Annotated in this window: 16 protein-coding genes; 4 read left to right on the forward strand and 12 right to left on the reverse strand. The window is 72.5% G+C overall.

What is annotated here, in order from left to right; genetic code table 11:
• Positions 1-64 precede the first annotated feature (64 nt).
• Positions 65-736, forward strand: a complete 672-nt coding sequence (locus ACFVV1_RS23765) for a TetR family transcriptional regulator (protein ID WP_389992562.1) — start codon at positions 65-67, stop codon at positions 734-736.
• 119 nt (positions 737-855) lie between these two features.
• Positions 856-1,239, forward strand: coding sequence for a Zn-ribbon domain-containing OB-fold protein (locus ACFVV1_RS23770; protein ID WP_389992484.1), 384 nt, complete (start codon positions 856-858; stop codon positions 1,237-1,239).
• A gap of 85 nt (positions 1,240-1,324) precedes the next feature.
• Here the strand turns inward: ACFVV1_RS23770 and ACFVV1_RS23775 are convergent, their stop codons facing one another.
• Both ACFVV1_RS23775 and ACFVV1_RS23780 read right to left on the reverse strand, forming a co-directional pair.
• Entirely contained in the window at positions 1,325-3,808 is a 2,484-nt protein-coding gene (locus ACFVV1_RS23775) for a hypothetical protein (protein ID WP_389992487.1), read from the reverse strand.
• Between the two features lie 278 nt (positions 3,809-4,086).
• On the reverse strand, positions 4,087-5,370 hold the full coding sequence (locus ACFVV1_RS23780) for an amidohydrolase (protein WP_389992489.1): 1,284 nt from the start codon (positions 5,368-5,370) through the stop codon (positions 4,087-4,089).
• A 173-nt stretch (positions 5,371-5,543) separates the two neighbouring features.
• On the opposite strand from ACFVV1_RS23780, the gene ACFVV1_RS23785 reads away from it, so the two are divergent.
• Positions 5,544-5,714 (forward strand): thiazolylpeptide-type bacteriocin, encoded by a 171-nt coding sequence (locus ACFVV1_RS23785; protein WP_030757923.1) that lies wholly within the window; start codon positions 5,544-5,546, stop codon positions 5,712-5,714.
• A gap of 84 nt (positions 5,715-5,798) precedes the next feature.
• Here ACFVV1_RS23785 and ACFVV1_RS23790 read toward each other — a convergent pair whose 3' ends face one another.
• From ACFVV1_RS23790 to ACFVV1_RS23835, 10 genes are all read right to left on the reverse strand, one after another.
• Positions 5,799-7,748 carry a TOMM precursor leader peptide-binding protein gene (locus ACFVV1_RS23790; RefSeq protein WP_389992491.1) on the reverse strand — a complete coding sequence of 650 codons (1,950 nt, stop codon included), beginning with the start codon at positions 7,746-7,748 and terminating at the stop codon, positions 5,799-5,801.
• Positions 7,745-8,500, reverse strand: a complete 756-nt coding sequence (locus tag ACFVV1_RS23795; RefSeq protein WP_389992494.1) for an ABC transporter permease — start codon at positions 8,498-8,500, stop codon at positions 7,745-7,747. Before ACFVV1_RS23795 ends, ACFVV1_RS23790 begins: the two co-directional genes overlap by 4 nt.
• Complete coding sequence (locus ACFVV1_RS23800) at positions 8,497-9,492, reverse strand: ABC transporter ATP-binding protein (RefSeq protein ID WP_389992497.1); 996 nt, start codon at positions 9,490-9,492, stop codon at positions 8,497-8,499. Before ACFVV1_RS23800 ends, ACFVV1_RS23795 begins: the two co-directional genes overlap by 4 nt.
• A 46-nt stretch (positions 9,493-9,538) precedes the next feature.
• A complete protein-coding gene (locus ACFVV1_RS23805; protein WP_389992500.1) occupies positions 9,539-10,699 on the reverse strand; it encodes a peptidase M50 in 1,161 nt (386 codons plus the stop codon).
• A complete protein-coding gene (locus tag ACFVV1_RS23810; protein WP_389992503.1) occupies positions 10,696-11,835 on the reverse strand; it encodes a lantibiotic dehydratase C-terminal domain-containing protein in 1,140 nt (379 codons plus the stop codon). The genes ACFVV1_RS23805 and ACFVV1_RS23810 overlap by 4 nt, the downstream gene beginning before the upstream one ends.
• Positions 11,823-14,600 carry a lantibiotic dehydratase gene (locus tag ACFVV1_RS23815; RefSeq protein WP_389992506.1) on the reverse strand — a complete coding sequence of 926 codons (2,778 nt, stop codon included), beginning with the start codon at positions 14,598-14,600 and terminating at the stop codon, positions 11,823-11,825. Before ACFVV1_RS23815 ends, ACFVV1_RS23810 begins: the two co-directional genes overlap by 13 nt.
• Positions 14,601-14,614: 14 nt before the next feature.
• Complete coding sequence (locus tag ACFVV1_RS23820) at positions 14,615-16,216, reverse strand: nitroreductase family protein (RefSeq protein WP_389992509.1); 1,602 nt, start codon at positions 16,214-16,216, stop codon at positions 14,615-14,617.
• Between the two features lie 45 nt (positions 16,217-16,261).
• Positions 16,262-18,190 (reverse strand): TOMM precursor leader peptide-binding protein, encoded by a 1,929-nt coding sequence (locus ACFVV1_RS23825; RefSeq protein WP_389992512.1) that lies wholly within the window; start codon positions 18,188-18,190, stop codon positions 16,262-16,264.
• A complete protein-coding gene (locus ACFVV1_RS23830; RefSeq protein WP_389992514.1) occupies positions 18,180-20,438 on the reverse strand; it encodes a TOMM precursor leader peptide-binding protein in 2,259 nt (752 codons plus the stop codon). The genes ACFVV1_RS23825 and ACFVV1_RS23830 overlap by 11 nt, the downstream gene beginning before the upstream one ends.
• A 125-nt stretch (positions 20,439-20,563) precedes the next feature.
• The gene (locus tag ACFVV1_RS23835) at positions 20,564-22,480 is read right to left on the reverse strand and encodes a BTAD domain-containing putative transcriptional regulator (RefSeq protein ID WP_389992517.1); all 1,917 of its coding nucleotides are present in this window, start codon (positions 22,478-22,480) and stop codon (positions 20,564-20,566) included.
• 585 nt (positions 22,481-23,065) lie between these two features.
• On the opposite strand from ACFVV1_RS23835, the gene ACFVV1_RS23840 reads away from it, so the two are divergent.
• Complete coding sequence (locus tag ACFVV1_RS23840; protein WP_389992520.1) at positions 23,066-24,076, forward strand: LuxR C-terminal-related transcriptional regulator; 1,011 nt, start codon at positions 23,066-23,068, stop codon at positions 24,074-24,076.
• Positions 24,077-24,231: the final 155 nt, after the last annotated feature.

A 24,231-nucleotide genomic window follows, 5' to 3' on the forward strand; every position in this document is an offset into this window, starting at 1 on the left:
AGGGGCTCTCCGGTGTTACGTTCCCCGCATGACTGACGCACGCAGACCGGCGAAGAAGGCCCCCATGCGGGAGGTGCTCGCCCAGGCGGCCTTCCAGCTCTTCCTGGAGCGGGGCTTCGAGCAGACCACGGTGGACGACATCGTGGCGCGGGCCGGGGTCGGGCGCCGGTCGTTCTTCCGGTACTTCCCGTCCAAGGAGGACGCGGTCTTCCCGGACCACGAACGCTGTCTCGCCGACATGACCGCCTTCCTGGCGGCGGTCGGTGACGCGGAGCCGGTCGACGCGGTGTGCGACGCGGCCCGGCTCGTCCTTCGGATGTACTCCGCCAACCCCGAATTCTCCGTCCAGCGCTACCGGCTCACCCGGGAGGTGCCCGGGCTGCGCACCTACGAACTGTCCGTGGTGCGCCGGTACGAGCAGACGCTGGCCGGCTATCTCCGGGACCGGTACGGCGAGTCGGGGGACGGCGCGCTGCGGGCCGAGGTGATCGCCGCGTCCGTCGTCGCCGCGCACAACAACGGGCTGCGGACCTGGCTGCGTTCGGGCGGTGACGGGGACGCGGAGGCCGCGGTGGATCACGCCCTCGGGCTGGTGCGCCAGGTATGGGGGAGCGCGGCGGCCGGAGGCACGTCCGCGCCCTCGCCCGGCGGCGACGTGGTCGTCATGGTCGCGGCGAAGGGTGCTCCGATGTGGCGCGTCGTGCAGCAGATCGAGTCGGTCATCGGTCAAGGCTGACACCGGACCGTACCGCATCTGGCACTGAGTGCCTTTACGTTTCGGCACTCAGTGTCCTATGGTGCGGACGCGCCGACGCGCAGGTGTGGCGCATCCGAGGCGAGCGCAGGGGGTCGAACATGTCCCAGTCGTCAAGTGGCACCGTGCAGACGGTGCATGAGGAAGCCGGCCTGCACTACCACCGGTGCCGCTGGTGCGGCACCGCCTCCTTCCGGAGGCTGCTGTGTCCGGTGTGCGCATCGAGTGATCTGAAGCCCGAACACAGCGCCGGGCTGGGCGTCGTGGTGAGGTCCGGGGTCGTGCACCGCTACACGGAAGCGGCGCGCAACGAGTCCCTCGTCCGGCTGCCCGAGGGCTTCGTGTTCCGCTGCCGCGTCGTCGGTGCCGCGCCGCACCTGGTGTCGGCCGGTGCCCGGGTCCGCCCGGTCGCCGGTGGCGATCCGGATGCGGGCGAGGTGGTCTTCGAGCTCTGCGAACCACCCGCGCGCGACGAGTGGTTCTGATCGTCCTCGTGGTTCTTTCCGGCCCCGGTCGTGAGGGCGCCGCACCGGACGGGGGTCCGGTGCGGCGCCCACGCTCGGCCCGGGGCTACTTCAGCGTGTAGGCCCGGTCGAGGGTTTCGACGGTGCGGCTGCCCGCGTCGTCCCAGAGTTCGGCCTTGACGGCGACGTATCCGTTGGTCGCGGAGAGCTTCGGCTGCCGGTAGGAGACCCGGAAGGAGTCCGCGTCCGCCCGCTCGACCGTGGCCGGGTGCCAGGTCCGGCCGGCGTCGTAGCTCACCGAGACCTTCGCCCCGGCGAGCTTCGTCGACCCCTTCCAACCGGTGGCCCGGTAGCCGTCCAGCGTGAAGGAGTACGGGGTGCCCGCACGGACCCGGTCGAGCGGGTCCGCGGACATCCGGTAGTGCGTGGTGATCACCGGCAGGGGCTCACAGGCGGAGACCTGGCCCAGGAAGTCCTTGCAGGCTTCCTCGGACATCCCGCGCGGGGCGTCGGCCGTGAACGAGTACTGCGCGTGAGTGGCCTTGGCGTCCTCGTAGTACTTCTCGTCCGAGGCGTCGTACCGGACGTCGATGTCCAGCTGGTAGGCGGCCTTGTCCTTGACGATCCACTGGCTCTGGTCCTCGATCGGCTTCCCGTCACGCCGGAACGCCAGTGTGACGTCGACGCCCCAGTCCGCGTAGTGCTCGGGGTCGGAGTCTCCCGCGAACCCGGGGAACGGGACGATGCCGAGGTCGGTGCTGCAGAAGTTGCAGGACATCAGGCCGCCCAGTGGAGCCGCGTGCAGGGCGGGCCCGAACCAGTCCTCGGTCGTGGAGCCGGCGGGGCGCGGGGCCTCGGTCCTGCCGTGCATCTCGGGCCCGTAGAGCTGGAATCCGACGTGCTGCTGGTAGGTGAGACCCCCCTTCGCGTAGACGAAGTCGTCGCGCTGCTGTCCCCGGAGGACGGTTTCCGGCACTCGCTCCGACACGGTGTTCGTCCCCTCGGGACCCCACACATCCTGCACGTACGTGGTGGACTCCTCCTTCCCGTAGCCGTGGAAGACGTTGGTGACCTTGGCGAAGTCCTCGCGCCGGACCGTGATGCCGAGGTCGGCGGGGATGCCGTCACGGAAGGTCCACTGCCCGGAGTAGGCGTAGGCCGATTCCTTCCGGCCGTGCAGGGCGACGGTGGCCGCCTTGCCCTTGCCGGCTGCCGCGGTCTGCGCGGCCAGTGCCTTGCCGTCCTGATGACTGATCGCGGCGAACGGGATGTGCAGGCCGTCGCCGACGCCGACGTAGACGCTGCGGTCGGTCTTCCGGGCGACGAGGACGGCGGCGGCGCCTGCGTCCTCCAGCTGACCTGCCAGCGATCCGACGTTGATCGGATAGTCGTTGTGTACGAGAACGGCCTTGTCCTTGACGTTCTTGCCGGCCAGCTCCTCGGGGCTGCCGCCGCCGATGTCCACGAGTTCGAGGTTCTTCGTGCCGGCGAAGCGCGCGAGGTTGCCGGGGGCCCGCAGCGTCAGGGGGAAGCCCTTGCGGCCGGTGGCCTCACCGGTGAGCAGTGGCTGCCGCTCACGCTGGTAGAAGGTCGCGGACAGCGTGCCCATGCGGGGCTTCGCGGTGGGGACCGCGCCGAAGTGCCCGGTCGTGGGGGAGGCGTCGCCGGTCATGGAGAGACCCGCGGTGCGGCCGTTCGGGGCGGTGCGCTGCAACTGGTAGGTGAACGTGGAGGCTTGGAGGGGGCGCTTGTCACCGGCGACGTCCAGACGGAAGTCGCTCGCCCGGGTGGCGTCCGCGGTCACGGCGACGGCCTTGTCGGCGACCGTGACCTCCGGGAGGCTGAACAGGTCGAGGGCGTCGGCGAATCCGCCTCGGTACCCGAGGTCCCCAGTGGTGATCCCGCCGAAGACGGCGTACGTCCCCCGGGGAACGCGCATCTTGAGGCTGCCGAGGCCGCTCGTCGGGAAGGTCTCGTAGTAGTCGTTGTCGAGGCCCATGGCGACGACGAGGCCCCGGTCGGGGGCGCCGCCCTCGCGGTCCTTGAGGCCGACGGCCAGTTCGTACTGTTCGGCCTCCTTGACGAAGCCGAGCGCGGCGTGCGCCGTGGCGCCGTCCGCGGTGGTCGCCGTGACCTCGCCCATGTAGCTGTCCGCGGCGAGGAGGTTCGGGTCGAGGACGACCGGGACCTCGGTGCTGCCACCGGCGGGGACGGTCACCCCGTCCTGACCGAACGTCAGCGTGCCGTCGGCCAGGGCGCCCTTCGTGACGCGGGCGGCGAGCTTCACGGTGGTCGCCGCGTCCGTGTCGTTGCTGACGGTCAGGGTGCGGGTGAGCTTCTTGTACGTCGCGCCCTTGGCCTCGAACGGGATCATGCCGAAGTCGACGGGGCCGGAGAGATCCACCCGGGAGTCGAGGGAAGCGGCGACGTTCACGCGGCCACTGCCCAGCAACGTGTCGAGGACATGAGCCATGTGCTCCGGCGGAAGCCCGGGACGCGCAGGGAGTCGCCCCGCCTCGCCGGATCCGTCCCGCAGTTGCTCACCGAGGACACGTTTCCCGGCATCGACCAGGTCCAGAGCCTTGGGCATCGCGACCCCTCTCTCCACAATCCGCCTCGCACCACACGGGATCGGTGAGATTCCGTGGCTCCAACCGATCTTGAGAAGTTATTCGGCCGCTGGCAATGGCATACGGCCTCGGGGATCGAGAGCGATCACACGTTTCGTCAGCGATGCCGCGGGGTAGATGCCCGGCGCATACAGCGGGGTAACTGCCCGGCACATACAGGGGAAAAGCCTCGATCGTCCTGAGGCCGGAGAGTCGGTCATGACACCGGCCGGGCGGGCGAGTCGCGCGCCTTCGGCCATCACGCCGGGCCGCTGCGCCCACTTCCTGCCGGAATCGGGCCCCCTGGCTCTCCGCCGAGCCGGTCGAGGGCCGCTGCCGTCAGTGCGGTGATCGCCGGGGGCAGGGCCGTGCGGATGTCCGGGGCGAAATGGGGGGAATGGTTGGGCGGGAGGTGTGCGGGGGAGACGGCCCACTGCTTGGGGCTTGCGGTCCCGAACATCCAGTAGACCAGGGGGATTCCGGCCTCACCGTGCACGGCGAGGCCCGCGTCGCCGTAGAGAGGGAAGTCCTCGGCCGCCATCGACGGCGGCCAGGTGCCGACCCGTTGCGGGCCGTAGAGGGCGGTGTGAACTTCGCGGATCGCCCGGGTCGTGTCGGGGTCACCCCACAGTGCGGGTGAGCGGGAGACCGTCGTGAGGTCCGGTTCGCGCGGGCAGGCCGAGGCGCTGCACTCGGCCCGTACGATGCGCTCCACCGCCGCCAGGGCGCGGTTCAGGGACTCGTCGGTGAGCGCCCTCAGGCCGATGCCGAGTTCGGCCGTGTCCGGGACCACGTTCACCGCCGTGCCCGCTCGCACGGTGCCGACGGTCAGGGTGACCTGTTCGGCGGGGGCGCTCTCGCGGGAGACGACGGTCTGGAGGCGGCTGATCACGGCCGCCGCCGTCACCACGGGGTCCACGGTGAGGTGGGGTGTGGCGGCGTGGCCGCCCCGGCCGTGCAGTACGGCGCTCAGGGCGGCGCTCGCCGCGGCGACCGGGCCGTGGCCGCCGCCGTGCGCGACCATTCCGGCGGGCAGCGGTGCCGTGTGCTGGGCCAGGACGACGTCCGGTCTGCCGAAGCGCTCGTACAGGCCGTCGTCCAGCATCGCGCGGGCTCCCGTCAGGGTCTCCTCGGCCGGCTGGCCGAGGACGACGAGGGTGCCGCGCCAGTGCGCGGTGGTGCGGGCCAGCAGGTCCGCCGTGCCGGCCGCGGCGGCCAGGTGCAGGTCGTGGCCGCAGGCGTGCATGGCGCCGTTGTCGCTCGCGTACGGGAGGCCGGTGAGTTCGTCCAGGGGCAGGGCGTCGAGCTCGGCGCGCACGTACACGCGCGGGCCCTCGCCGTTGCGGAGTTCGCCGACCACGCCATGGCCTCCGATGCCGCGGGTCACCTCGCAGCCGATGGCGGCGAGCCGGTCGGCGAACAGCGCGGCTGTACGGCGCTCCTCGCCGGAGAGTTCCGGGGTGCGGTGGACGTCCAGGTAGAGGGTGAGGGCCGGGCGGACCACCTCACCGGCACGGGCGAGGGCAGGGTGGGTCTGGGGCATGTCGGGGCTCCTCGGTGGATGTGTGCGGCTGTCGCTGTCGGGCGCTGGCGTGGCGTGCCAGCGATGTGTGTGCGGGAGGCATGCCGAACGGTGAGCGGCGGCCGATGGAATGAGTGGCGCACACACCGGTAGGTGGCGGCCCCGGTCCGGGGCCCCGATCAGGAGGAGACACCATGAACAAGGACCTGAGCACCCTCGCCGACGAGATCCTCGAGCTCGAGGCCGAGACCTTCGAGATCTCCGACTACTCGGACGCCAGCGAGGTCGTGCTGGCCGGTTCCACCAGCACCAGCTCGACCTCGACCTGCAGCTCCACCACCAGCACCACCTCCTGCTCCGCCTGATCGAGCGTCAGCAGTCGCAGGGTTCGCGCCCGGTACCCGTTCCCACGGGTACCGGGCGTCCCGCGTTTCCAGGACAGCGGCCGCTTACGGGAACGGGTGCGGGACCATGCGGATCTCGGCGTCGGTCAGGTCCGTGGTGCGGTGGCCACCGCGTCGCAGGGCGGTGCGCAGGCGAGGCATCAGGGGTGCCCGCTGCCGGTTCCAGCCGAAGTCGATCGGCAGGAGTCCCGGCACCAGGGTGCTGACGGTGCGCAGGCCCACGCGTTCCTGCTCCGGGGTGGTCTGGTCGACGACGATCACGTCATGGCCGGCCCGGACGAGTTCGCCGGTGACGGCCCGGGCGTCGTCGCGCAGGTCGCCGGTGCGGGGCCGGCCGGCCGACTCCCAGCCCCGGTAGACCGCGTCGAAGGGGCGTACGGCCAGGGGTTCCAGATAGCTGCGGGCGTGCTCGGCCATCCTCGGCAGCCCGTAGAGCTGGGCGTGGTCCTTGAGATGACGAACCTGGTGGAAGTCGTCCGCCATCGCCTCCAGTTCGTCCCGGCGCTCCTCGGTCTGGCGGGAGAGGTGCGGGATGTAGGTGAGTACCTCCGACAGGGCGCCCTCGACCGCGCCCAGCGGGTCCAGCGAGGCGGCCGCCGCGAAGGACAGGATGCCGGGGCCGCCGTCGCGGCGTACGGCCACCGCGGTGACCACGGGGACGGCCAGGTCGATGCGGTTGTCCAGGGCGTGTACGTCGTAGCCCTGAAGTGCGGCCCGCTCCGCCATCACGGCGACGGTACGGCTGCCGACGGTCCTCAGGTCGATCTCGGTGAGGCGGGCGTTGCCGTACCAGGCGTTGAGGAAGGCGTCGCGCTCGACGAGTTCGAGGAGGCCGCCGAGGACCGCTTCCTCCAGACAGCCGCCGATGGCACAGCCGTTGGAGCACTCGAACACGAAGTTGTCGGACGCCAGGCCGGCGCTGTAGTAGACGAGGCGGGAGGGAACCAGGACCGGCCGGTCGTCACGCAGGGACCAGCCCCACTCCCAGGGGATGGCGCGGTCCGGGTCGAACGGGTCGACCAGCGGGTCGTCGCGGTAGGTGCGCGGGTCGTAGAAGCCGCAGACGGCGGGGTCGACGGCGTCGGCCTTCAGCTCGTTCCAGGAGCCGGTGACGGGGATGGACCGGCCGCGCCGGTGGGTTCCGGCGTAGCGCTCCAGGCCTTCCAGGAAGGCCAGGGTGCGGCTGGTGGAGAAGGCGTTCTCCTGGCCGCTCCAGGTGACGTCGTTGAGCCCGGCGTAACCGCGTACGAAGACGCTGCCGGCGACCGGTGCGGTGGTCGGGGAGGTGACGTCGAGCCAGGTGCCGCCGCCGAGCGCACCGCAGACCGGGTTGGCGAGGGCCTCCTCCGGGACGGGGTACGAGGAGGCGTGGCGCAGCCGGTAGCGGCCGGGGTCGGGTTTGGGTTGCGCGGCGAGGGTCAGTGGGCGGGGTTCGGCAGGGGTGCGGGGCGGGGCGCAGTCGGGGCAGAGCGGGTCGGCGAGGAGGGGGTACGTCCGTATCCGAAGGGACCTCAGGTCGAGGCGGGACACCTGGGGCAGGGTGCGGTCGGCGGGCCCGGTGGTGGTGGGGGGTTCGGCGCCCGGGTGGTCCAGCACCGCCCGGCAGAGGGCGGCGACGGCGTCGTACGCGTGATCGGTGAGAAGTGGCCATGCCCCGGCCGGGCGGGGGCCGTCGGGGCCGCCGGCCTCCAGCGCGTCGCGTTCGCTGCGGCTGCGCAGCCGTTGCCAGCGCATCGCCAGGCAGCGTCCACAGGCGGGGGCGGTGCCGTCGCCGCCCCACGGCCCGACGAGCACGGCGGACGCGGTGAGGTGGACACGTGCCTCGGCGCGGACGGCAGCCCAGGGGTCCGGGCCCCCCCGGTCGCCGAGGGCGGCGTCGCTGGTGCCGACGGGCACGACGGGGGTGTCGTGGCCGAGGCGGCCGGCGAGCGCCGAGCGGAGCTGGGCCCGCGCCAGGTCCATCGGCTGTGGCAGCTGCCGCGTAGCGGTGGTCATGACGACCTCGTCCAGCGGAAGGTCTTGACGGCGATCGCACCGAAGACGAGGGCGAACACGGCGAGTCCGGCGCAGCCCACCGCGACGTCGGAGGCGTCACCTCGTCCGGCCAGCGCGTGGGACACCGCGTCGTTGAGGTAGCGCAGCGGCATGACCAGGGAGACCTTCTGGAGCCAGGAGGGCATGGCGTCGAGCGGGAAGAAGGACCCGGAGACGAACGCCATGGGCAGCATCAGGAAGTTGGCGACGGCCGCGACGGACTCGGGGGTGTTGGCGAACGAGCCGATGATCACGCCGAGCAGCAGGAAAGTGGTGATGCCGAGGACAAGCACCGGGATCAGCAGCGGCCAGCCGGAGGCGGGTTCGAGGCCGAACAGCGGCAGCATCGCGACGCCGACGAACAGCACCGACTGGACGGCGCCCACGATCAGGGCGATGACGTAGCGGGAGCCGATGACGGCGGACAGCGGGGCCGGGGACATCCGGATCAGCCGCAGGATGTCGTCGGTGCGCCACTGCATGAGCGTGAACGCGATGCCGAACACGGCGGCGTTCGCCACACCCCAGGACAGGACTCCGGCGGCGGTGTACGAGAGGTAGGACAGGCCGCTCTGTTCGACGTCCTGGCCGCGGAAGATCAGGCCGAAGACGACGAGGAAGAGGAGCGGGAAGGCGAAGGTGAAGAAGAGGGTGGTCTTGTCGCGGACCTGGGCGCGGTATCCCGCTCCGGTCAGTGCGGCGTAGGCGCTCATGGCTGCTGCTCCGTGTTCTGGGGGTTCCGGCGGGCGCCCTGCGGGGCACCGGTGAGCCGGGCGGTCAGGTCGAGGTAGACGTCCTCGAGGCTGGCGGTGCGGGTCTGTACGCCGTCGAGTCCGGTGATCCGGTCGACTGCGCTGAGTACCTGGCCGGCCGTGCGTGTCTCCAGGACGAGGGAGCCGCCCTGGACGGTGACCCGGTCGACGCCGGAGATGGCCGCGGCCTCGTGTTCGTCCAGCCGGCCCAGCGGCAGCATCAGCCGGCTGGGGGCCGCAGAGGCGCGGACGAGGTTGTGCGGGGAGTCGGTCACGGCGATCGAGCCGTTCACGAGGATGGCGATGCGGTCGCAGAGCGCCTCGGCCTCGTCGAGGTGGTGCGTGGTGTAGACGATGGTGCGTCCCTCGGCCTTCAGCCCGCGCAGCACCTCCCACAGGGCGCGGCGGGCCTGCGGGTCGAGGGCGGCGGTCGGCTCGTCGAGGAAGATCAGTTCGGGGCCGTGGACGAGGGCGGAAGCGATGGCGAGGCGCTGGCGCTGGCCGCCGGAGAGGCTTTCCACCTGTACGTCGCGCTGCTCGGTGAGCGCCACGGAGTCCAGGGTGGCGTCGACGGCTGCCCGGGAGGCTCCGAACAGCGCGGCCACGGTGCGCAGGTGTTCGTGCGCGGTCTGCCGTACGAAGAACGCCGAGGACTGGGTCTGTACGCCGATGCGGGGGAGCAGCGCGGTGTTGCGAGGCCAGGGAGACTCTCCGAAGAGAGTGACCGAGCCCGTGTCGGCCCGGCGCAGTCCCTCCATGATCTCCACCAGGGTGGACTTGCCCGCGCCGTTGGGGCCCAGGAGGCCGAAGAATTCGCCCCGGTGGATCTCCAGGGACACGTTGTCCACGGCCTGACGGTCTCCGTACCGCTTGGAGACCCCCTGTACGTGGACGGCGGTGGTCGGGGGGGTGCCTTCGGCGGGTGTGGATGGCATGGCCTGTACCTCACTCATGTGGTGCCTGGATCCTTGTGGTCGGGGTGTGTTCGCGCGGTCGGGGTCACCTGAGCAGCAGAAGCACCACCGTGCAGGTGCCGGCCACGGCGAGGAGGAGCAGGATCGCCGATCCGATCCCGTACGCCGTGTAGATCCGCCGGGCCCGGCCGGGGTAGGTGGCAGTGGCCTCGGCCCTTCCCCGGCTCCGGCGCAGCGCCAGATAGGTGCGGGTCTCGGGGGCGAGGTGGGCGGTCCCCAGGGCGTGGCCGAGCATGCGGTAGCCGTCGAGCGGGGGCAGTGGGACGAGGTTGCTGAGCCCCTGGACGCTGCCGAGCAGCAGCAGGCCGGCGAGGAGGGAGCGGGTCGGGTCGTCCGCGGGGAGCAGGAACCACCAGATCCCGAACGGCAGGAGGAGCAGCATGTTGATGTACGCACCCGCTCCGGCGACCACCAGCTTGGCGCGCAGGCCGGGGAGGAAGAGGTAGTTGTCGACGGTGCAGTACAGCATCGCGGCCGGGAACCGCCAGCGCAGTCCGATCTCGGTGACGTGGCCGCCGTACTGCTGGGCGGCGACTCCGTGGGCCAGTTCGTGGACGGTGATGCTGAACCAGAGGAACAGGGCGACGGCTGTCAGGACGGCCGGCTGCCTGATCAACTCGGCGGTCCCGTCCAGGAGTTCACCGGCGTGCAGCACGAGCGTCAGCACCATCACGAGGACGGCGGCCAGCAGGGGGAGCTGAACGGCACGGTGGAGCAGGGGGCGCAGCACACGGTGCAGCCGTGAGGTCGTCGCGTCGGCGTCGGCGACCATCCGGCGGGTCCCGCGCCAGAAGGTGCTGGGGCGCTGCGGAGCCGGCGCCGGGGGCGGTGGATCGGGGGCGCCGGCCAGCAGGCCGCGGGTGCCGAGGAGCCCGAGCAGCAGGTTCCAGTTGTCCTCGGCGAGGCGGCGGCCGAAGCGGGCCGCGTACTCGGGCGCGAGGTCGTCGAGGTTCCGGGTCCCGTCGAGCCGGGAGATGACGAAGTGCTCCTTGACCCCGGCCTCGAACGCGGCACTGGTGACGGGGTGTTTGATCAGGTGCACGGTGCGGGGACCGCGCAGCAGGGGCGGGCTGAGCAGGACGCCGTCCCGGAGCGCGGGGCGGTAGGCCCGCGCCGCTGCGTGGGCGGCTGGGGCCGGTGCGGGTGTGTGCGGCGGTGGCGCCGCTCTGTCGGGGGCGGGAGTCATGCGTCCGCCGCCTTCGCCGTGGCTGCGCCCGGCTCCCGCAGCACCTGGGCGAGCATGAAGGACAGGTACGCCTCGTCGCGGATCGTCACATGCAGCCGATTGTTGGTCATGTGCATGTACGGGGAGAGCAGTCGCGGCAGCACCGCCGGCACCTGGGTGAGCTTTTCCAGCGGGGCGGCGTCCGCCGGTTCCGCCCGCTGCTGGCCGGTGTCCTCCCGCGCGGGACCCTCCCAGGCGGGGAAGAGGAGTTCGCCGCGGGTGGTGAGGTCCACGATGCGGTCCCGCAGTTCCAGGCAGTGGGCCGCCCAGCCCCGCAGGAACGAGGGGAGCCGCTCCAGCTCGCCCGCCGTGACCGCGGCACGGATCTCGGCGAACCGGCGGCCCAGCGAGGGTGCCATCTCCGCGTAGGTGCGCTCGTACTCCTTCGAGCCGATGAAGCCGGTGCCGGGGAAGGCGCGGTGCCAGAACTCGTAGTAGCCGTCCAGGTAGTCGGCGAGGAGGTCCTCTTCCGGCAGGAAGCAGCTCGCCATCACCATCATCAGCTGGGCGGAGGTGCCGAGCAGCACGGTGCGCAGATGCAGGTTCATGGTGCGGAAGGCGTCCATGACCAGGTCGCTGGAGTGCCGGAAGTGCCACTCGGCGAGCTCGACCCCCACCGGCCCGCCGTACTTGGCGTACTCGGGGGCGTAGGGCTCCTCGCTGAACGAGTTGTTCTGCCGCAGGTTCATCCGGCCGTCCGCGCCCATGTACCGGTCCCGGTCCTCGCCGGGGAACTCGATGTCGAACAGGGCGTTGTAGAAGTCCTTCAGGAAGCCGGAGTCGACCTCGTACAGGGCGGGGCGGGTGCGGAGGAACTCGGTGAGCGCCTCCTCGGCGCGGCGCTTCACCTCGGCGGCGGTGCCGGGGCCGGACGGGCGGAGCCGCAGCCGGACGTGCGGGCCCTCCAGCCAGTAGTTGATGAAGAAATGGCCCGCCAGCAGCCCCTCCTCGGTGAGGCGGCCCACCAGGGGGCGGATGCAGTTGACGAGCATCGGCTGGGGGCTGGCGGCGTAGAAGATGTGCAGCGCGATCCACTCGCCCGGTTCGGCCGTCGTGGATCCGGAGCGGGCGGGGCGGGGCGATATCAGTTCCGGCATGTCGGGCGGTCCTCGGTACGGGGGCGGGAGGTGAAGGTCTCTACGGCCAGCTCGGCCACGTGGCGGCCCTGCTCGGACGTCAGGTGCAGCCCGTCCTCGGCCGGGAGCATCTCGCGCAGGACCACGGCGATACCCGGTTCGCGTTCCACCAGGGCGTCGAACGCGGTCAGCGACAGGGGGCTGTCGAAGTCCAGGTAGAGGGGTTTGGCGCCCAGGGCCCGGCCTCCGTCCCGGAGCACCGTCGCGAAGACCTGGTCCGGCAGGTCGTGGGCGCGGCGCCAGCGCAGCCAGTCCAGGTACCACTGCGCCTCGCCCGTGCCGGGGCGGCGGACGGGGAGCGTGGTGGCGTCCGCCGTCCAGCTGCGGCGGCTGATCACGACGTCGCCGTGGACCACCCGCGGCCTGCGGGTGACGCCGTCCACGGCCTCGGCCTCGGGAACGCCGCCCCAGATGCCGATCGGCGTCATGGTGCTCGGCGAGAGCAGCAACAGCGTGCGGGGGATCTCCGGCAGGGCCACCGGGACGAGGTAGCCGAGGTAGACGGGGATGACTTCGCACCCCAGCCGGTGCGAACGCAGGACGAGACGGTCGGTGTCCTCGTCGTGCTCCAGGTACAGGTCGTCCAGGTGCAGCCGGTCGGCCTCCGGGACGGTGGCGGTCTCACCGGGGCACACGATCTGGTAGTCCGTCAGCCTGCCGTGGAGGTTGAGGTTGCTGGTGACCGGGCCACCGGTCAGCTCGGCGAACACCGCTCCGTCGGGCTGCCGCGCGCGGTGTTCGGCACGCAGCCGGTCCGAGAGCCCGGGCCCGGAGGGCGGACCGGCCTCACCGGACCCGTCGTACACATGGGTGAAGCGGCTGAAGGGGAAGGCGAGCCCGCCGTACGAGCGGTTCAGCACGACCAGCGGGCCGCCGGCGCGGTCCGGGTCGGGCAGGGCCACCTGGATGTGATGGCTCTGCGGGGTGAAATCGCCCACCAGGGGCGCGAGTTCGTCGCCGACGGCCGTGAGCAGTTCTCCGGGCAGCCGGATCTCGCCGGATGCGCCGTTCTCCTCCCACTGCTCGCGCATGCCCGCCACGAAGCGGCGGCGGGCGTCGTCCAGGGTCCGCAGCGAAGGCTGGCCGAGCCAGTTCTCCTCGGGGACGTACTCGCCGTTCTCGTCGAACGTGCTGCGCTTGCCGGTGAAGGAGACGTACTGGTCGAACAGGTCCTCGTGGAAGTCGTGCACGAGGCCGAGCAGGTCGTCGCAGCGTCCGCCGCGTCCGTAGCGGGCCACGAAGAAGCCGCGCAGGGTGAGGCGCTGGGGCAGCGTGATGTCGAACATCGGCAGGATGCCCTCGACCTCCCGCAGCGCCTGCCCCGTCGCACCGGTCAGCAGGCCGCCCCCGCGGACCGGGTCGTCGCCGGCGCTGACGTCCTCGTACAGCAGGGTCTGCGGGAGCGCCGGTTCCGCAGCGCCCAGTTCCGTTTGTACGTCCAGGAGTTGATCGCGCAACGCGTGCAGCAGGGTCCGCCGTTCGGCGAGCCCGGCGGCCGGGTACGCGGCCAGGCAGGCGGCCGGGCCGTCCAGGCCGGCGGCCACCGAGTCGGCCCACGGGGCCGCCAGGTCGCGCAGGGCCTGCTGGAAGGAGCGCAGCGGGTCCGGGCTGTGCACATCGGTGCGCAGGCACGGCACCTGCACCATGCCGAGCTGGAGCAGTGCGGTGGCGTACCGCTCGCACTCGCCCGCCTCGGCGCCGTGCTCGGCCCGCAGCCAGTCGACGAGGTCGCGGTGGCGCAGACCGTCGCGGCTGCCGAAGAGGGCGATCAGGCGTTCCAGGGTGCCGCTCCTGCGGAGATAGAACAGCCGGTCGCGGACCGCGTCGAAGGTCACGGAGGCGCTGTCGTCGCCCGTCGTCACCCACTGCCGTACGTAGCGGATGCGGTCCTCGTCGTGCCGCCAGCCCGGGGACAGGACGACCGGAAGGTCCTGGCGTCGTACGGGGTCGCCCAGGATCAGCTCGGCCAGCCGCCCCAGGGCGACGACATTGAGCCGCACATGGCTGCGCCACGTCCCGCCGATACGCAGGGCCGCGTCGCCGTTGTCCGAGGCGCCGTCGAAGGTGCCGGCCGCGACGGCGGTGAGGGTGCTGAACGGGCTGGTCTTGCAGGCCGTGCGGTAGAGGTAGGTGAGCGCGGAGCGTTCGATCTTCCGCATCCGTTTGCCGGGCACGGAGCTCGTGTCGCGCAGATAGGCGTCGAGTCGGCTGTCGAGGGTCGGCGAGGCCAGCAGCAGCCCCAGCCGGAGCCGGTCCCGGGACAGCGCGCCGCGCAGCTGGGTACGCGCCGTACGCAGCTCACCCTCCAGCAACTCGGCTCCTTCGCCGAGGAGTTCTCCGTACCGGACGCGGTCGTCCAGCCAGCCGGAGACCCGTGCGCCGGCGGCCTCGTCCAGTTGGGTCACCAGGCGTACGGCGGCCTCGGGGTCGGCGGGCAGCCGGTTGTTGAACACCTGGCGGCGCAGCCCCAGCAGTGCGCGGCGGGCATCGCTGCCCTCCGCGTCGGCCGACTCGACCAGATCGTGCAGCAGGTCGCTGAGGGCGGCGCCGCCCTCGGTCAGGCGATCCTCCTGGGCCAGGACCTGGTCGGCCCAGTGGCGGGTACCGGCGCAGCGCAGGCCGTGGACGGTCTCCACGGGCAGGCCCGCGGCGCGGAGCAGGAAGCGCCGGCCCGGCTCCCACCCGGCGGGGCGCCGGGGAGCGGTATCGGACGTCATGAGTGTCATCGCAGGTCTTCCCGTCAGGCGATCTCGTGGCGGAAGTCGGCGGGCCGGGGGCGTTCGTTGCCCAGCGGCATGATCAGCAGGGGGGCCTCGTCGCCGTCCCCCAGGCCGAGCTTCTCGATGAACGCGATGTTGTCGAAGCCCAGCGCCACGCCCGCGCCCAGTTCCAGCGCGGCCGCCGCCACGTAGAACGTCTGGGCCACGGCGCCCGCGGTACCGACGGCCAGCCGGTAGCCGCGGTCGCCGACCGCGTCCAGGACGGCCGTCGTCCGCACCGTCGGCACGAGGACGGCGCCCGCCTGCTCCAGGTTGTAGTTGGCCAGGAAGTAGGTGTCCTGGAGGAACGCCCCCTGTGGGCCCGGTTCGACGAGCAGCAGGTCGCCCGCCTCGGCGTCGTACACGTACGCACCCGGCTCGATGCCCGCGACATGGTTGACGAAGGCGTACATCCGGGCCGTCCGTACGGTGCCGTCCGGGTCCGCGTCGCTGTCCAGGGACGTCGCCGCACAGGCTGCGAGGATGGCGGACAGCTGCGCGGGAGTGACCGGGCGGGCCGCGTCGAAGCGGCCGAAGCTGCTGCGCCGGGTGCGCAGGGCCCGGCGTACGGGCACCTCGGGGAAGGCGGGAGCGGGCAGGGCGACCCGGGTGCCGTCGGCGGGGGCGGGCAGGGCGGCTGCCGCGGCGAGGGCGCCGGAGGCGGGGCGGCCCGTGGCGTTCGCCACGGTCGCTGCGTGCATGGCGAGCACCGTCGGGAACTCCAGCACGGTGCGCGAGCGTTCGACGTCCCGGTGCCGGACCACGGGGTCGGGTCCGGGGGCCGTACGCGACGCGGCGCCGGAGCCCTCCCAGCGCAGCGGGACGACGGCGAAGACGGCCTCCTCCTCGCCGACGGTGCCGAGCAGGCCGTTGAGCCGGGGCTCGTCGAACCACATCACCGGTGCGGTACGCAGGCCACGGGCGCCGGCCCAGATCCGCCAGGTCTGGACGAGGGTCCCCACGTCGGTGGAGACCACGTGGTACGAGAAGCTGTTGTACTTGAACGCGTTCTGCCAGTACTTGACGCCGAGGATCAGGTACTGGTCGGTCTCCCGCGCCTCGGCGGGCGCGTCGGGGCCGAGCGCCTCGCGCACCCGGGCCGAGACGTCACCGGTCAACAGCCGCTGCACGGCGTGCCGGTGGGTGTCGTAGTAGTGGATGCCGGGGGTGAGCGGGCCGGACGGGCCCGACGCCCAGTAGATGCTGACCGGGTACAGGCCGCCGCCGCCCGCGGTGCCCCGGGACCAGTTGGCGTGGGTGTAGAACGGCAGGCCGGACAGGTCGCTGTTGGCCTGGATGCCCAGGCGGCGGCCGGTCAGCCCGTAGGAGTCCTTGAGCATCGCGGACAGCAGCGGGAGCGTGAAGCCGCCCGGGCCGACGGGCTCGCCGGGCCGCGGGAGCAGGCCGCGCCCGGCCGGGGCGTCGGCCAGGTCGTCGCCGTTGGGCAGTGCGCAGGGTTCCACGCCCGGGTAGAACTTGCCCTTGCGCGGGCCGTCGGCCCAGTCGGGGACGAAGTGGGCGGGTTCCATCGGGATGCGGCCGCGGTGCAGGACGGCGTCGGCGTACTCATGGGCGAACCCCATGGGGTCGGCCCCCCTTTCGGATTGGCATGCGGTGCTGACGATCCGTCACGGAAACGGGTGGGGTGCGGGGTTGAGTCCGGGGGAGCCCGGCGTGGACACCGTCCGGGACATATGGCGGGCGCGCTGACGGGACCAGCCGAAGTCGATGGGGACGAGGCCGGGCACCAGGACCTTCACGGTGTGCAGCCCGAGGACGCGCTGCTCGGGCAGGGTCTGGTCGACCACGACCACGTCGAACCCGGCGGCGGTGACGGCGCCCACCGCGCGCAGCAGGTCCTCGCGGAGGTCGGGGGCCACCGGGGCACCGTCGTCGTCCGGCCAGGCCAGGTCGGCGACGGCGAGCGGGCGGCGGGGGCCGGGCTGCCGCAGCAGGAAGTCGGCGTGCCGGCCCATCTCCGGGACGCCGTAGACCAGGGGATGGTCGTGGAGGGTGGTGACCTGGTCGAAGTCGGCGGCCATGGCACGCAGCCGGACCTCGTCGCGCCGGGTCCGGCCGACGAGGTTGACCGAGTCGGTGGCGATCTCGCAGAGCGCGGAGTCCAGGGCCGACTCGGGGTCGAGCCCGGCGCCCGCCCCGAAGCACATGCGGCCGACGCCGCCGTCGAAGCGTTCGGCGCAGGCGGTCACCACCGGTACGGGGAAGGTGATCCGGGTGTCGAAGAAGCGGGCCCGGTAGCCGTACATGGCCAGTCGGTCCACCATGTGCCGGGTGCTCCGGCGGGTGCTGGTCGACGGGTCGATCTCCCGCAGGGGCGCCTGCCCGTACCAGGCGAGCAGGAAGGCGTCCCGCTCGATGACCTCCATCAGTCCGAAGTACACGGCCTCCTCCGGACTGCCGCCCGAGGCGCAGCCGTTGGAGCTCTCCTGCACGAACCGGTTCTCCAGGCCCGGTGCATGGTAATAGGCGAGGATCTCGGGGACCGGGCGGGGCTTGTCGTCCCGCAGGGACCAGCCCCACACCCAGGGGATCTCCCGGTCCGGGGCGAAGGGCCGTACCCGCGGGTTCGCCCGGTAGAACTCCTCGGCGTACAGGCCGGTTTCGCGGGGGTCGACGGCGTCGGGGCCGAGGTCGTCGTAAGAGGCGGTGACGCGGGTGGTCCTGGCCCGGGCGCGCATCCCGGCGTAGCGCTCCAGTCCCTCCAGGACCCCGATGCGCTGACTGCGCGCGTAGGTGTCGGCGTGACCGCCCCAGAAGGTTTCCCGCAGGTATTCCCCGGAGCGGGTGGAGAAGCAGCCGATGGTGGCGGAGGTGGTGGTGGAGGCCACGTCGCATATCACCGACGAGCCCAGGGCGCCCCAGTGCGGGTTGGCGAAGGCGTCCACGGGCAGCCGGTAGTCCTCGATCCGGCGCACCCGGAAGGCGCCCGGCCGGTACTTCGGCGCGGGCCGCGGGGTGAACGCGGCCGACTCGGCGGTGTCCGGTTCCGGCGCACCGCAGGCGGGGCATTCCGGGTCGGGTACGAGGGGATGGCTGCGTACGGTCATGGCGTCCAGGTCCAGCAGGTGCACCCGCGGATACGGGCCGGGGGCCGGCTCCGTGCCGGCGAGACCTGCCACCAGCGCGGCCGTGGCGGTGGCCGCGAACGGGATGCCGTACGGCCACTCGCCCACCGACCGGGTGCCCGAGCCGAGTTCGAGTCCCTCGCGCAGGGGCACGGAGCGCACCCCCTGCCACCGCCGCTCCAGGCAGGTACCGCACCCGGCGGCCCGGCCGTCGGCGGGCCACGGCCCGACCAGCACCTGGCGCCCGTACAGGTGCACGGGGACACGCGCGGCCCCGGCGTCCAAGGCGCCCTGCGCGGGCGTGGCGGTGTACGCGTTCTGGACGCCGAGGGGTGCGACCGCCACGGCCGGGACCGGGCCGCTCGCGACGGCCCCGACCTCGTCGAGCGCATCACGCAGGGCGCCGGCGAACCGGCGGGAGCACGCGGCCCGGGTGGTCCGCCCGGGCCCGGCCGTGGGCTCAGCCGGCATCGGTGACCGTCCGGGTGAGCAGGACGCGCGCGGTGTGGATGCCCGCGGTGGGCAGGTCGGCGGCGTGCGTGGGTACGACCAGGGCGTCTTGGCCGTCGGCGGCGAGCCGTTCGAGGATCCGGGTCCACTCCACGGCCTCCCCGGGTGCCTTCACCGGTTCGTCGCGGGTGACCGGGATCAGCGCGGCGTCCAGGTCCCGCAGCAGCGGGTCGCCCGCGTCGGGGGCGCTTGTCCCTCCGTCGGCCTCGGCCGCCAGTTGCGCCTCGCCGAGCAGGTCCCGTACGGCATCCACGGCAGCCGCCGCGAGGTCCAGGGCGGCCCCGACGGCCCAGCGGGCGGGTGCGGTGGGGGCCACGGTCCTCGCCAGGACGACGGGCGCGCCGGAGTGCGCCCGCTCACCGAGGTCGAGCAGTTCGACCGAGAGGCCGAGGTGGGCGGTGGACCGCAGCAGGAACGTCATCTCGGGGTCGTCACCGAAGGCCGAGGGCTCGATCACCGCCACGTCTGAGGCGCCCCCGACCGCCCGTCGCAGGGCGGCGTGGGAGAGCGCCGACAGCAGACCGGAGGCCGCGGCTTCCGGCAGGTCCGCTCCCGCGCCGGCTCCGGCCCGCGTCGGTTCGAAGCGACGGTCGGCGTTGTCCGCCCCGAAGGGACGTACGGCACCGGCGGGCACCCGCACCGTTTCCTTGGTGACGAGCGAGGTGGCGGGGGTCCAGGCGGTGGCCGCGCCGACGCCACCGGTGCCGGACGCGATGGTGAGCGCGTCCGGGGCCACGGCGGGCAGCTCGTCGAGGGAGGCCTCGGCGGGGATGGCGGGTACCACGTGCTCGGCGTAGACGGTGGCGGCGGCGTTCAGTGCCCGTAGCCGGGCCCCGGCGGTGTGGTGGACATCGAAGGCGGTGATGGTCCGCGAGCCCCGCGGCCCCAGGCCGAGCACGACGGCGCCCACCTTCAGCGGAGTCTGGGTCAGGGGCTCGTCCGCGTACCGGGTGAAGACGCCGGCGTGCGGGTGGACGAGCGCGGAGCGGCGCTCGAGTTCGGCGAGCGGGCCGCGGGAGGCGTCGTCGTCGGGGGCGGTGGCGACCGTCGGGAGGAACGCCGGGCGCGGCGGGACCGACGTCAGGTCGACCGGTTCCGGGGTACCGGCGGGGACGGTGCAGAACGGGCAGCGGGGGTGTGTGAGCAGTGGCTCCGAGCCGACGTCGAAGGACGCCATGTCCTGGATGAGCAGCCGGCCCCGGGTCTCGGCCGGCAGTGCCCCGGTAACCAGGCGGAACACCTCGTACCCGAGCAGATTGCCGAGCATCGCGGCGAGCGGTCCCGCGGGCTGGGCGCCGGAGGTGCCGGTGCCCAGGGCCAGCCCGCTCCACAGGTCCGCGGCCGCCGCGTCGGCCCGGCCGCCGGCGGCGCCCAGCCGCAGGGCGGCGCAGGACCAGCAGGACGTCGATTCCGGGGTCATCGCCGGACCGACGACGGCCCGGCGGCCGAACGTCCAGGCCGGGAGCAGCGTACGGCCGTCCGGCAGGCCCTCCCGCAGCAGCGGCAGCACCGTGCCCGGGACTCCGGGGCCGTCGGCGGCCACGACGACGTCGTACCCCTCGTACGCAGCCCAGCCTGCCGGTCCGCTGCCCGGCGCCGGCAGCACTGGCAGCTCGACGGGGCAGCCCTGCTCGGCCAGTTCGGCCGCCTCCTGATGGACCGTCGCGAACTCTTCGGGCGTGCTGCCTCCGGAGCCGTACACGAGGGCGGCGTCGACGGCGACCGTGGCGCAGCCGTTCCGGATCAGGGACAGTGCGCACCAGCGGGCCAACGGGCCGTCACCGAGTACGGCGACCCGGGTGGCGCGGAAGCGGGCGAACCGGGTGTCGGCGTCGTCGGCGTAGTGGTCGAGGTAGGCGATCTGCTGGGCGAAGCGGGCGGCGGCGGCCGGAGCGGTCGCCAGGGACGCGTCGGACTCCTGCGGCTCCGGCGCCGGGCGGGCGAAGTCACGCGCGTAGAGCGCCTTGACGAGTTCGCCCACCATGGCTTTCTGGCGTTCCCCGAAGCCCTCGCATATCTCCTCGACGGATCTGCTGCCGTCGAGGTGGGGGACGAGGAGTGTGGCGAACCTGTAGCCGGACTTGGCGGTGAGCTGGAAGCCGCCGTCGGCGTTGTGGAAGATCACGCCGGTGGGCGTTTCGGTGAACAGGACGTCGCGACGGACTCGCGGCCGGGTTCCGGCGATCTCTGCGTACGGCGTTGTTGTCATGGGAGCGTCACACCTCTGGCTCTGGGGGGGGGCGGGTGGCCCGAGGGCTTGGGCCGGTTCGGGGTGTCTCGGGGACGGATTCGGTTGCGACGAGGCCGGCATTCCGGGAGGCCGACGGCTCGCCGTCACCGCAGAGCGGGCGGCCTGGTGCTGTCCACCGGGGGGATCTCCGGATGCCGTGGCGGGCGCAGGAGGGCCTGGGTGTGGCCGGCGGAGTGGGCCGTCGCACGCCTGGCGTGGGCCCGCAGCAGGTCGTGCATCCAGAAGACGCCGGGCCGTTCCTCCTCCAGGAGGCCCGCGTCCAGGAGCCGCTCCAGCACCTCCTCCGCCGTCTCCGGCGCAATGCCGAGGACGTCCGTGGCCAGGCCGGGGGTGAGCGGTCCGTGAGCCGTCGCCCCGAGGCGCAGATGGGCCTCGGCCAGCTCCGGGGGCAGTCGCTTGAGGGCCTCGTCCAGCGTCAGCGGCACGGACATCTGGGGATCGTCGGCCAGGCTGAGCCGGGCGGGCAGGTCGCGCCGGAGCGAGTCGGCGCAGTCGGCCAGCCGCAGCCGGGGCCGGGTGAGCAGCCGGGCGGCGGCGATCCGCAGGGCGAGCGGATGGTGGCCGCACACGGAGGCCAGCAGCAGCGCGGCCGACGGCTCGGCCTCGACCCGTTCCCGGCCGAGTACCGCGGTGAGCAGGGCGTGTGACTCCTCCGGCTCGAGGGCGCCGAGCCGGTGGACGGTGCCGCCGTGCGTGGCGACGAGCGCGGCCAGGCCCATCCGGCTGGTGACGATCGCGGCACCGCACGCGTTGGCGGTCAGCAACGGACGAACCTGGTCGGGGTGGACGACGTCGTCGAGGACGAGAAGCGCGGGGCGGTACCCGGCGCCGGATTCCGCGGGCAGGGAACGGCGGAGCTCGTCGGCGGCTTCCTGCGCCGGGCGTGCGGTGCCGTCGGGACGGGTCAGCGGCAGCAGCAGGCAGCCGCCCGGATAGTGGCCGCCCACCAGGTGCGCGACGTGCAGTGCCAGGGCCGTCTTGCCGATGCCGGGTGCTCCGGAGAGCATCGCCACCGGAGCGCGCGCCGGGACGTCCCCATCCGGTACGCCGGACTCCCGGCCCGCGGTCAACAGGCCCACCAGGGACTCGACTTCACGCTTCCGTCCGGTGAAGCAGGGCACGGTGGGGAACGCGGCCACGGACGCCGGCGCGCCACCGGGACCTCCGGGGCGGTGGTCCGGCTCCGGCTCCCCGTCGTCCAAGGGGGTCCGCTGCGCGGTCGGCGCGAGCGAGACGGGGGCGCGGCCCGTGTCCAGGGGCCCGATGTCGTCGTCGCCACGCAGGATGGCCAGCTCCAGGCACTGGAGTTCGGCTCGGGGATCGACGCCGAGCTCCTCCCGCAGATACTCCTTGATTCTGCGGTACTCCGCGAGCGCCTCGCTCTGCCGTCCCGTCCGGTAGAGAGCCAGCATCAGCTGCGCCGCGAACCGTTCATGCGCCGGGTATACGCGCGTAACTTCCCACAGATCAACGAGTGTTTCGCGGAAACGGCCGTACTTCAGCTCGATGTCGCAGACCCGCTCCAGAACTCTCAGGCGCTCCTCCGCCAGCCGCGGCACCTCGTCGCGGTGCAGCAGGTCGGAGGGGACATTGGCGAGCAGCGGTCCCTGCCAGAGGGCGAGTGCGGCCCGCAGGGTGTAGAGCTCGGACTCCTCCCCGGACGCGGCGGCCCGGTCGACGAGCTGACGGAAGTGCAGCAGGTCGAGGGTCTCGGCGTCGGCCTGGATGCGGTAGCCGCTGGCGACCGCCATGACAGCCTGGTCCTCGATGCCGTACTTGGCGAAGATCCGGCGCAGTCGCAGGACGCAGCTCTGGAGCGCCGCCTTGGCCGTCGTCGGCTGCTCCTCGCCCCAGACGACGTTGCGCAGGTGGTCGGTGGAGACCACGGATCCGGGGCGGATGAGCAGCGCGGCAAGCAGCGCGGTCGGCTTGGAGGGCGGGAGTACCACGACGTCCCGGCCGTCCGTGATGCTCAGCGGGCCGAGCAGTTGAAAACGCACTGTCGTCTGCCTCCCCCGCGTGCCCGCTGCGGCCCGTCGAGCCGTCGGTGACGGTGTACCGCGCCTCCCGTGCCGCTCGCTGCCGGCCGAAGGCGTCCGGGCGGTGGCTGGGGTGCGGGGGGCCGGACGGGTGCCACGGGCACGACGAAGCCACCGGGGGATGCAGGGGAGGAGGGGACCGCGCGCGTGGTGGGTGCGGTCGCTGCGCCGGTCCGGGTGACGACGGCGAGGAGGGTCCCGGCCGGCGCCGGGGTCCCGAGGGCCAGACGGGGGTGGCCATGGTGATGCGGCATGTGGGGAGCCCTTTGCAGTCACTGTTGGGGAGCAGTCGACGATGGCGAGTTTGTACGGAAGTGATGCTTCGGTGAAGGTCGGGCGGGTGGACCGATGAGGCCATGGCCCTTTCCGTCCAGTCTCCGAACTCCTGGTCAGAACCGGAATATTCGCTACCGAAGGGCCCCCTGTCCCAGGGCCTCGAGCCGTGCCATGATCTTTGCCGAACCTTAACCGAGCAGTCGTGGAACGGACTTCATTTCCGGCGGCGATGGCTTGAGCGGGGCGCATGGCCCCAGACGAGGAGGGACGATGCTCGACCCCTTGGGTCTGGACTCCACGACGGAAGCCGTGTACCGGGCCATGCTCGGTGACCCCCGTGCGAGCCGGGTGGAGCATTCCTCTCGGCTCCAGCTGACGCTCGATCAGTTCGACTGCGCTCTCGAACAGTTGGCGGACCTGGCGCTGATCCGTCCGGCCGAGGGCGCTGATCCCCGGCGTGTGCACGTGGTCCATCCCCGGCTCGGACTGGAAATGTTGCTGGCCCGGCAGCGAGCCGACCTCGCGGCACGCAGACAGCAGTTGGAGGCGGGCGAGGCCGCGGTGGCCGAACTGCTCTGCCGGCTCGCCCCCACGCCTCCGGGCGCGGGCGATTCACCGGTCGCGCACCTCGACGGTGTGGACCACGTACGGGACTACACGGCCCGGCTGTACGAGGAGGCGGAGGAGGAGATCCTCGCCTTCGCGACGGGCGGCGCGCGGACCGAGGAGGACCTGTACGCCTCCCGCCCGCTCAACCAGCAGTTGCTGGCCCGCGGGGTGCGGATGCGCACGGTCCACCTCCACAGCATCCACAACCACCCGCCCACGGTGGCGCACGTGTCCTGGCTGGCCTCGATCGGCGGCGAGATCCGTACGGTGCCCTCCCTCGATATCCGCATGATTCTCACCGATCGTCGGCGCGCTCTGGTGACCGCCCTGGACGACCAGGACTCCTCATTCGGGGCGCTCGTCGTGACCGGGCGGTGGCTCATCACGGCGCTGGAGGCCTTCTTCGAAAGCGTCTGGGAGCGCGCCGAGCCGTTCAGCCGGGCCGAGAGACACACGGACCATCAGCTGACCAGTCAACAGCACGAGAGCCTGCGGCTCCTGGCACGCGGTTACACGGATGAGGCCATAGCCAAACGTCTGGGCGTCTCTCCCCGCACCGCCCGCCGCATCGCCACCAGCCTGCTGTCCCACCTCGGCGCCCGCAGCCGGTTCCAGGCGGGGGTCCATGCCGCACAACGGGGCTACCTGCCCGCCGACGGCCCGAGACCGTGACGGGGCCGTACGCGTACATCCAGTTCACGCCGGATGCGGGCCGGAAGCGGCGTCGGGCGATCGATGGTCTGCTCGATGGTCGGGGCGGCGGAGGAATGGTCCCGAACTGCCCGGATTCTCCCCAGGCCGGTCCGTGAGCGCCATCTGTGCTTCCG

The organism is Streptomyces sp. NPDC058092, from assembly GCF_042884935.1.
In the GTDB taxonomy this organism is placed as follows: domain Bacteria; phylum Actinomycetota; class Actinomycetes; order Streptomycetales; family Streptomycetaceae; genus Streptomyces.

Coding starts and splice junctions, on each gene's coding strand:
- ACFVV1_RS23785 (WP_030757923.1), top strand. CDS start 5,544: ATGAACAAGGACCTGAGCACCCTCGCCGACGAGATCCTCGAGCTCGAG.
- ACFVV1_RS23820 (WP_389992509.1), bottom strand. CDS start 16,216: ATGGGGTTCGCCCATGAGTACGCCGACGCCGTCCTGCACCGCGGCCGC.
- ACFVV1_RS23810 (WP_389992503.1), bottom strand. CDS start 11,835: ATGCCGGAACTGATATCGCCCCGCCCCGCCCGCTCCGGATCCACGACG.
- ACFVV1_RS23805 (WP_389992500.1), bottom strand. CDS start 10,699: ATGACTCCCGCCCCCGACAGAGCGGCGCCACCGCCGCACACACCCGCA.
- ACFVV1_RS23815 (WP_389992506.1), bottom strand. CDS start 14,600: ATGACACTCATGACGTCCGATACCGCTCCCCGGCGCCCCGCCGGGTGG.
- ACFVV1_RS23800 (WP_389992497.1), bottom strand. CDS start 9,492: ATGAGTGAGGTACAGGCCATGCCATCCACACCCGCCGAAGGCACCCCC.
- ACFVV1_RS23830 (WP_389992514.1), bottom strand. CDS start 20,438: ATGACAACAACGCCGTACGCAGAGATCGCCGGAACCCGGCCGCGAGTC.
- ACFVV1_RS23840 (WP_389992520.1), top strand. CDS start 23,066: ATGCTCGACCCCTTGGGTCTGGACTCCACGACGGAAGCCGTGTACCGG.
- ACFVV1_RS23780 (WP_389992489.1), bottom strand. CDS start 5,370: ATGCCCCAGACCCACCCTGCCCTCGCCCGTGCCGGTGAGGTGGTCCGC.
- ACFVV1_RS23765 (WP_389992562.1), top strand. CDS start 65: ATGCGGGAGGTGCTCGCCCAGGCGGCCTTCCAGCTCTTCCTGGAGCGG.
- ACFVV1_RS23795 (WP_389992494.1), bottom strand. CDS start 8,500: ATGAGCGCCTACGCCGCACTGACCGGAGCGGGATACCGCGCCCAGGTC.
- ACFVV1_RS23825 (WP_389992512.1), bottom strand. CDS start 18,190: ATGCCGGCTGAGCCCACGGCCGGGCCCGGGCGGACCACCCGGGCCGCG.
- ACFVV1_RS23775 (WP_389992487.1), bottom strand. CDS start 3,808: ATGCCCAAGGCTCTGGACCTGGTCGATGCCGGGAAACGTGTCCTCGGT.
- ACFVV1_RS23770 (WP_389992484.1), top strand. CDS start 856: ATGTCCCAGTCGTCAAGTGGCACCGTGCAGACGGTGCATGAGGAAGCC.
- ACFVV1_RS23790 (WP_389992491.1), bottom strand. CDS start 7,748: ATGACCACCGCTACGCGGCAGCTGCCACAGCCGATGGACCTGGCGCGG.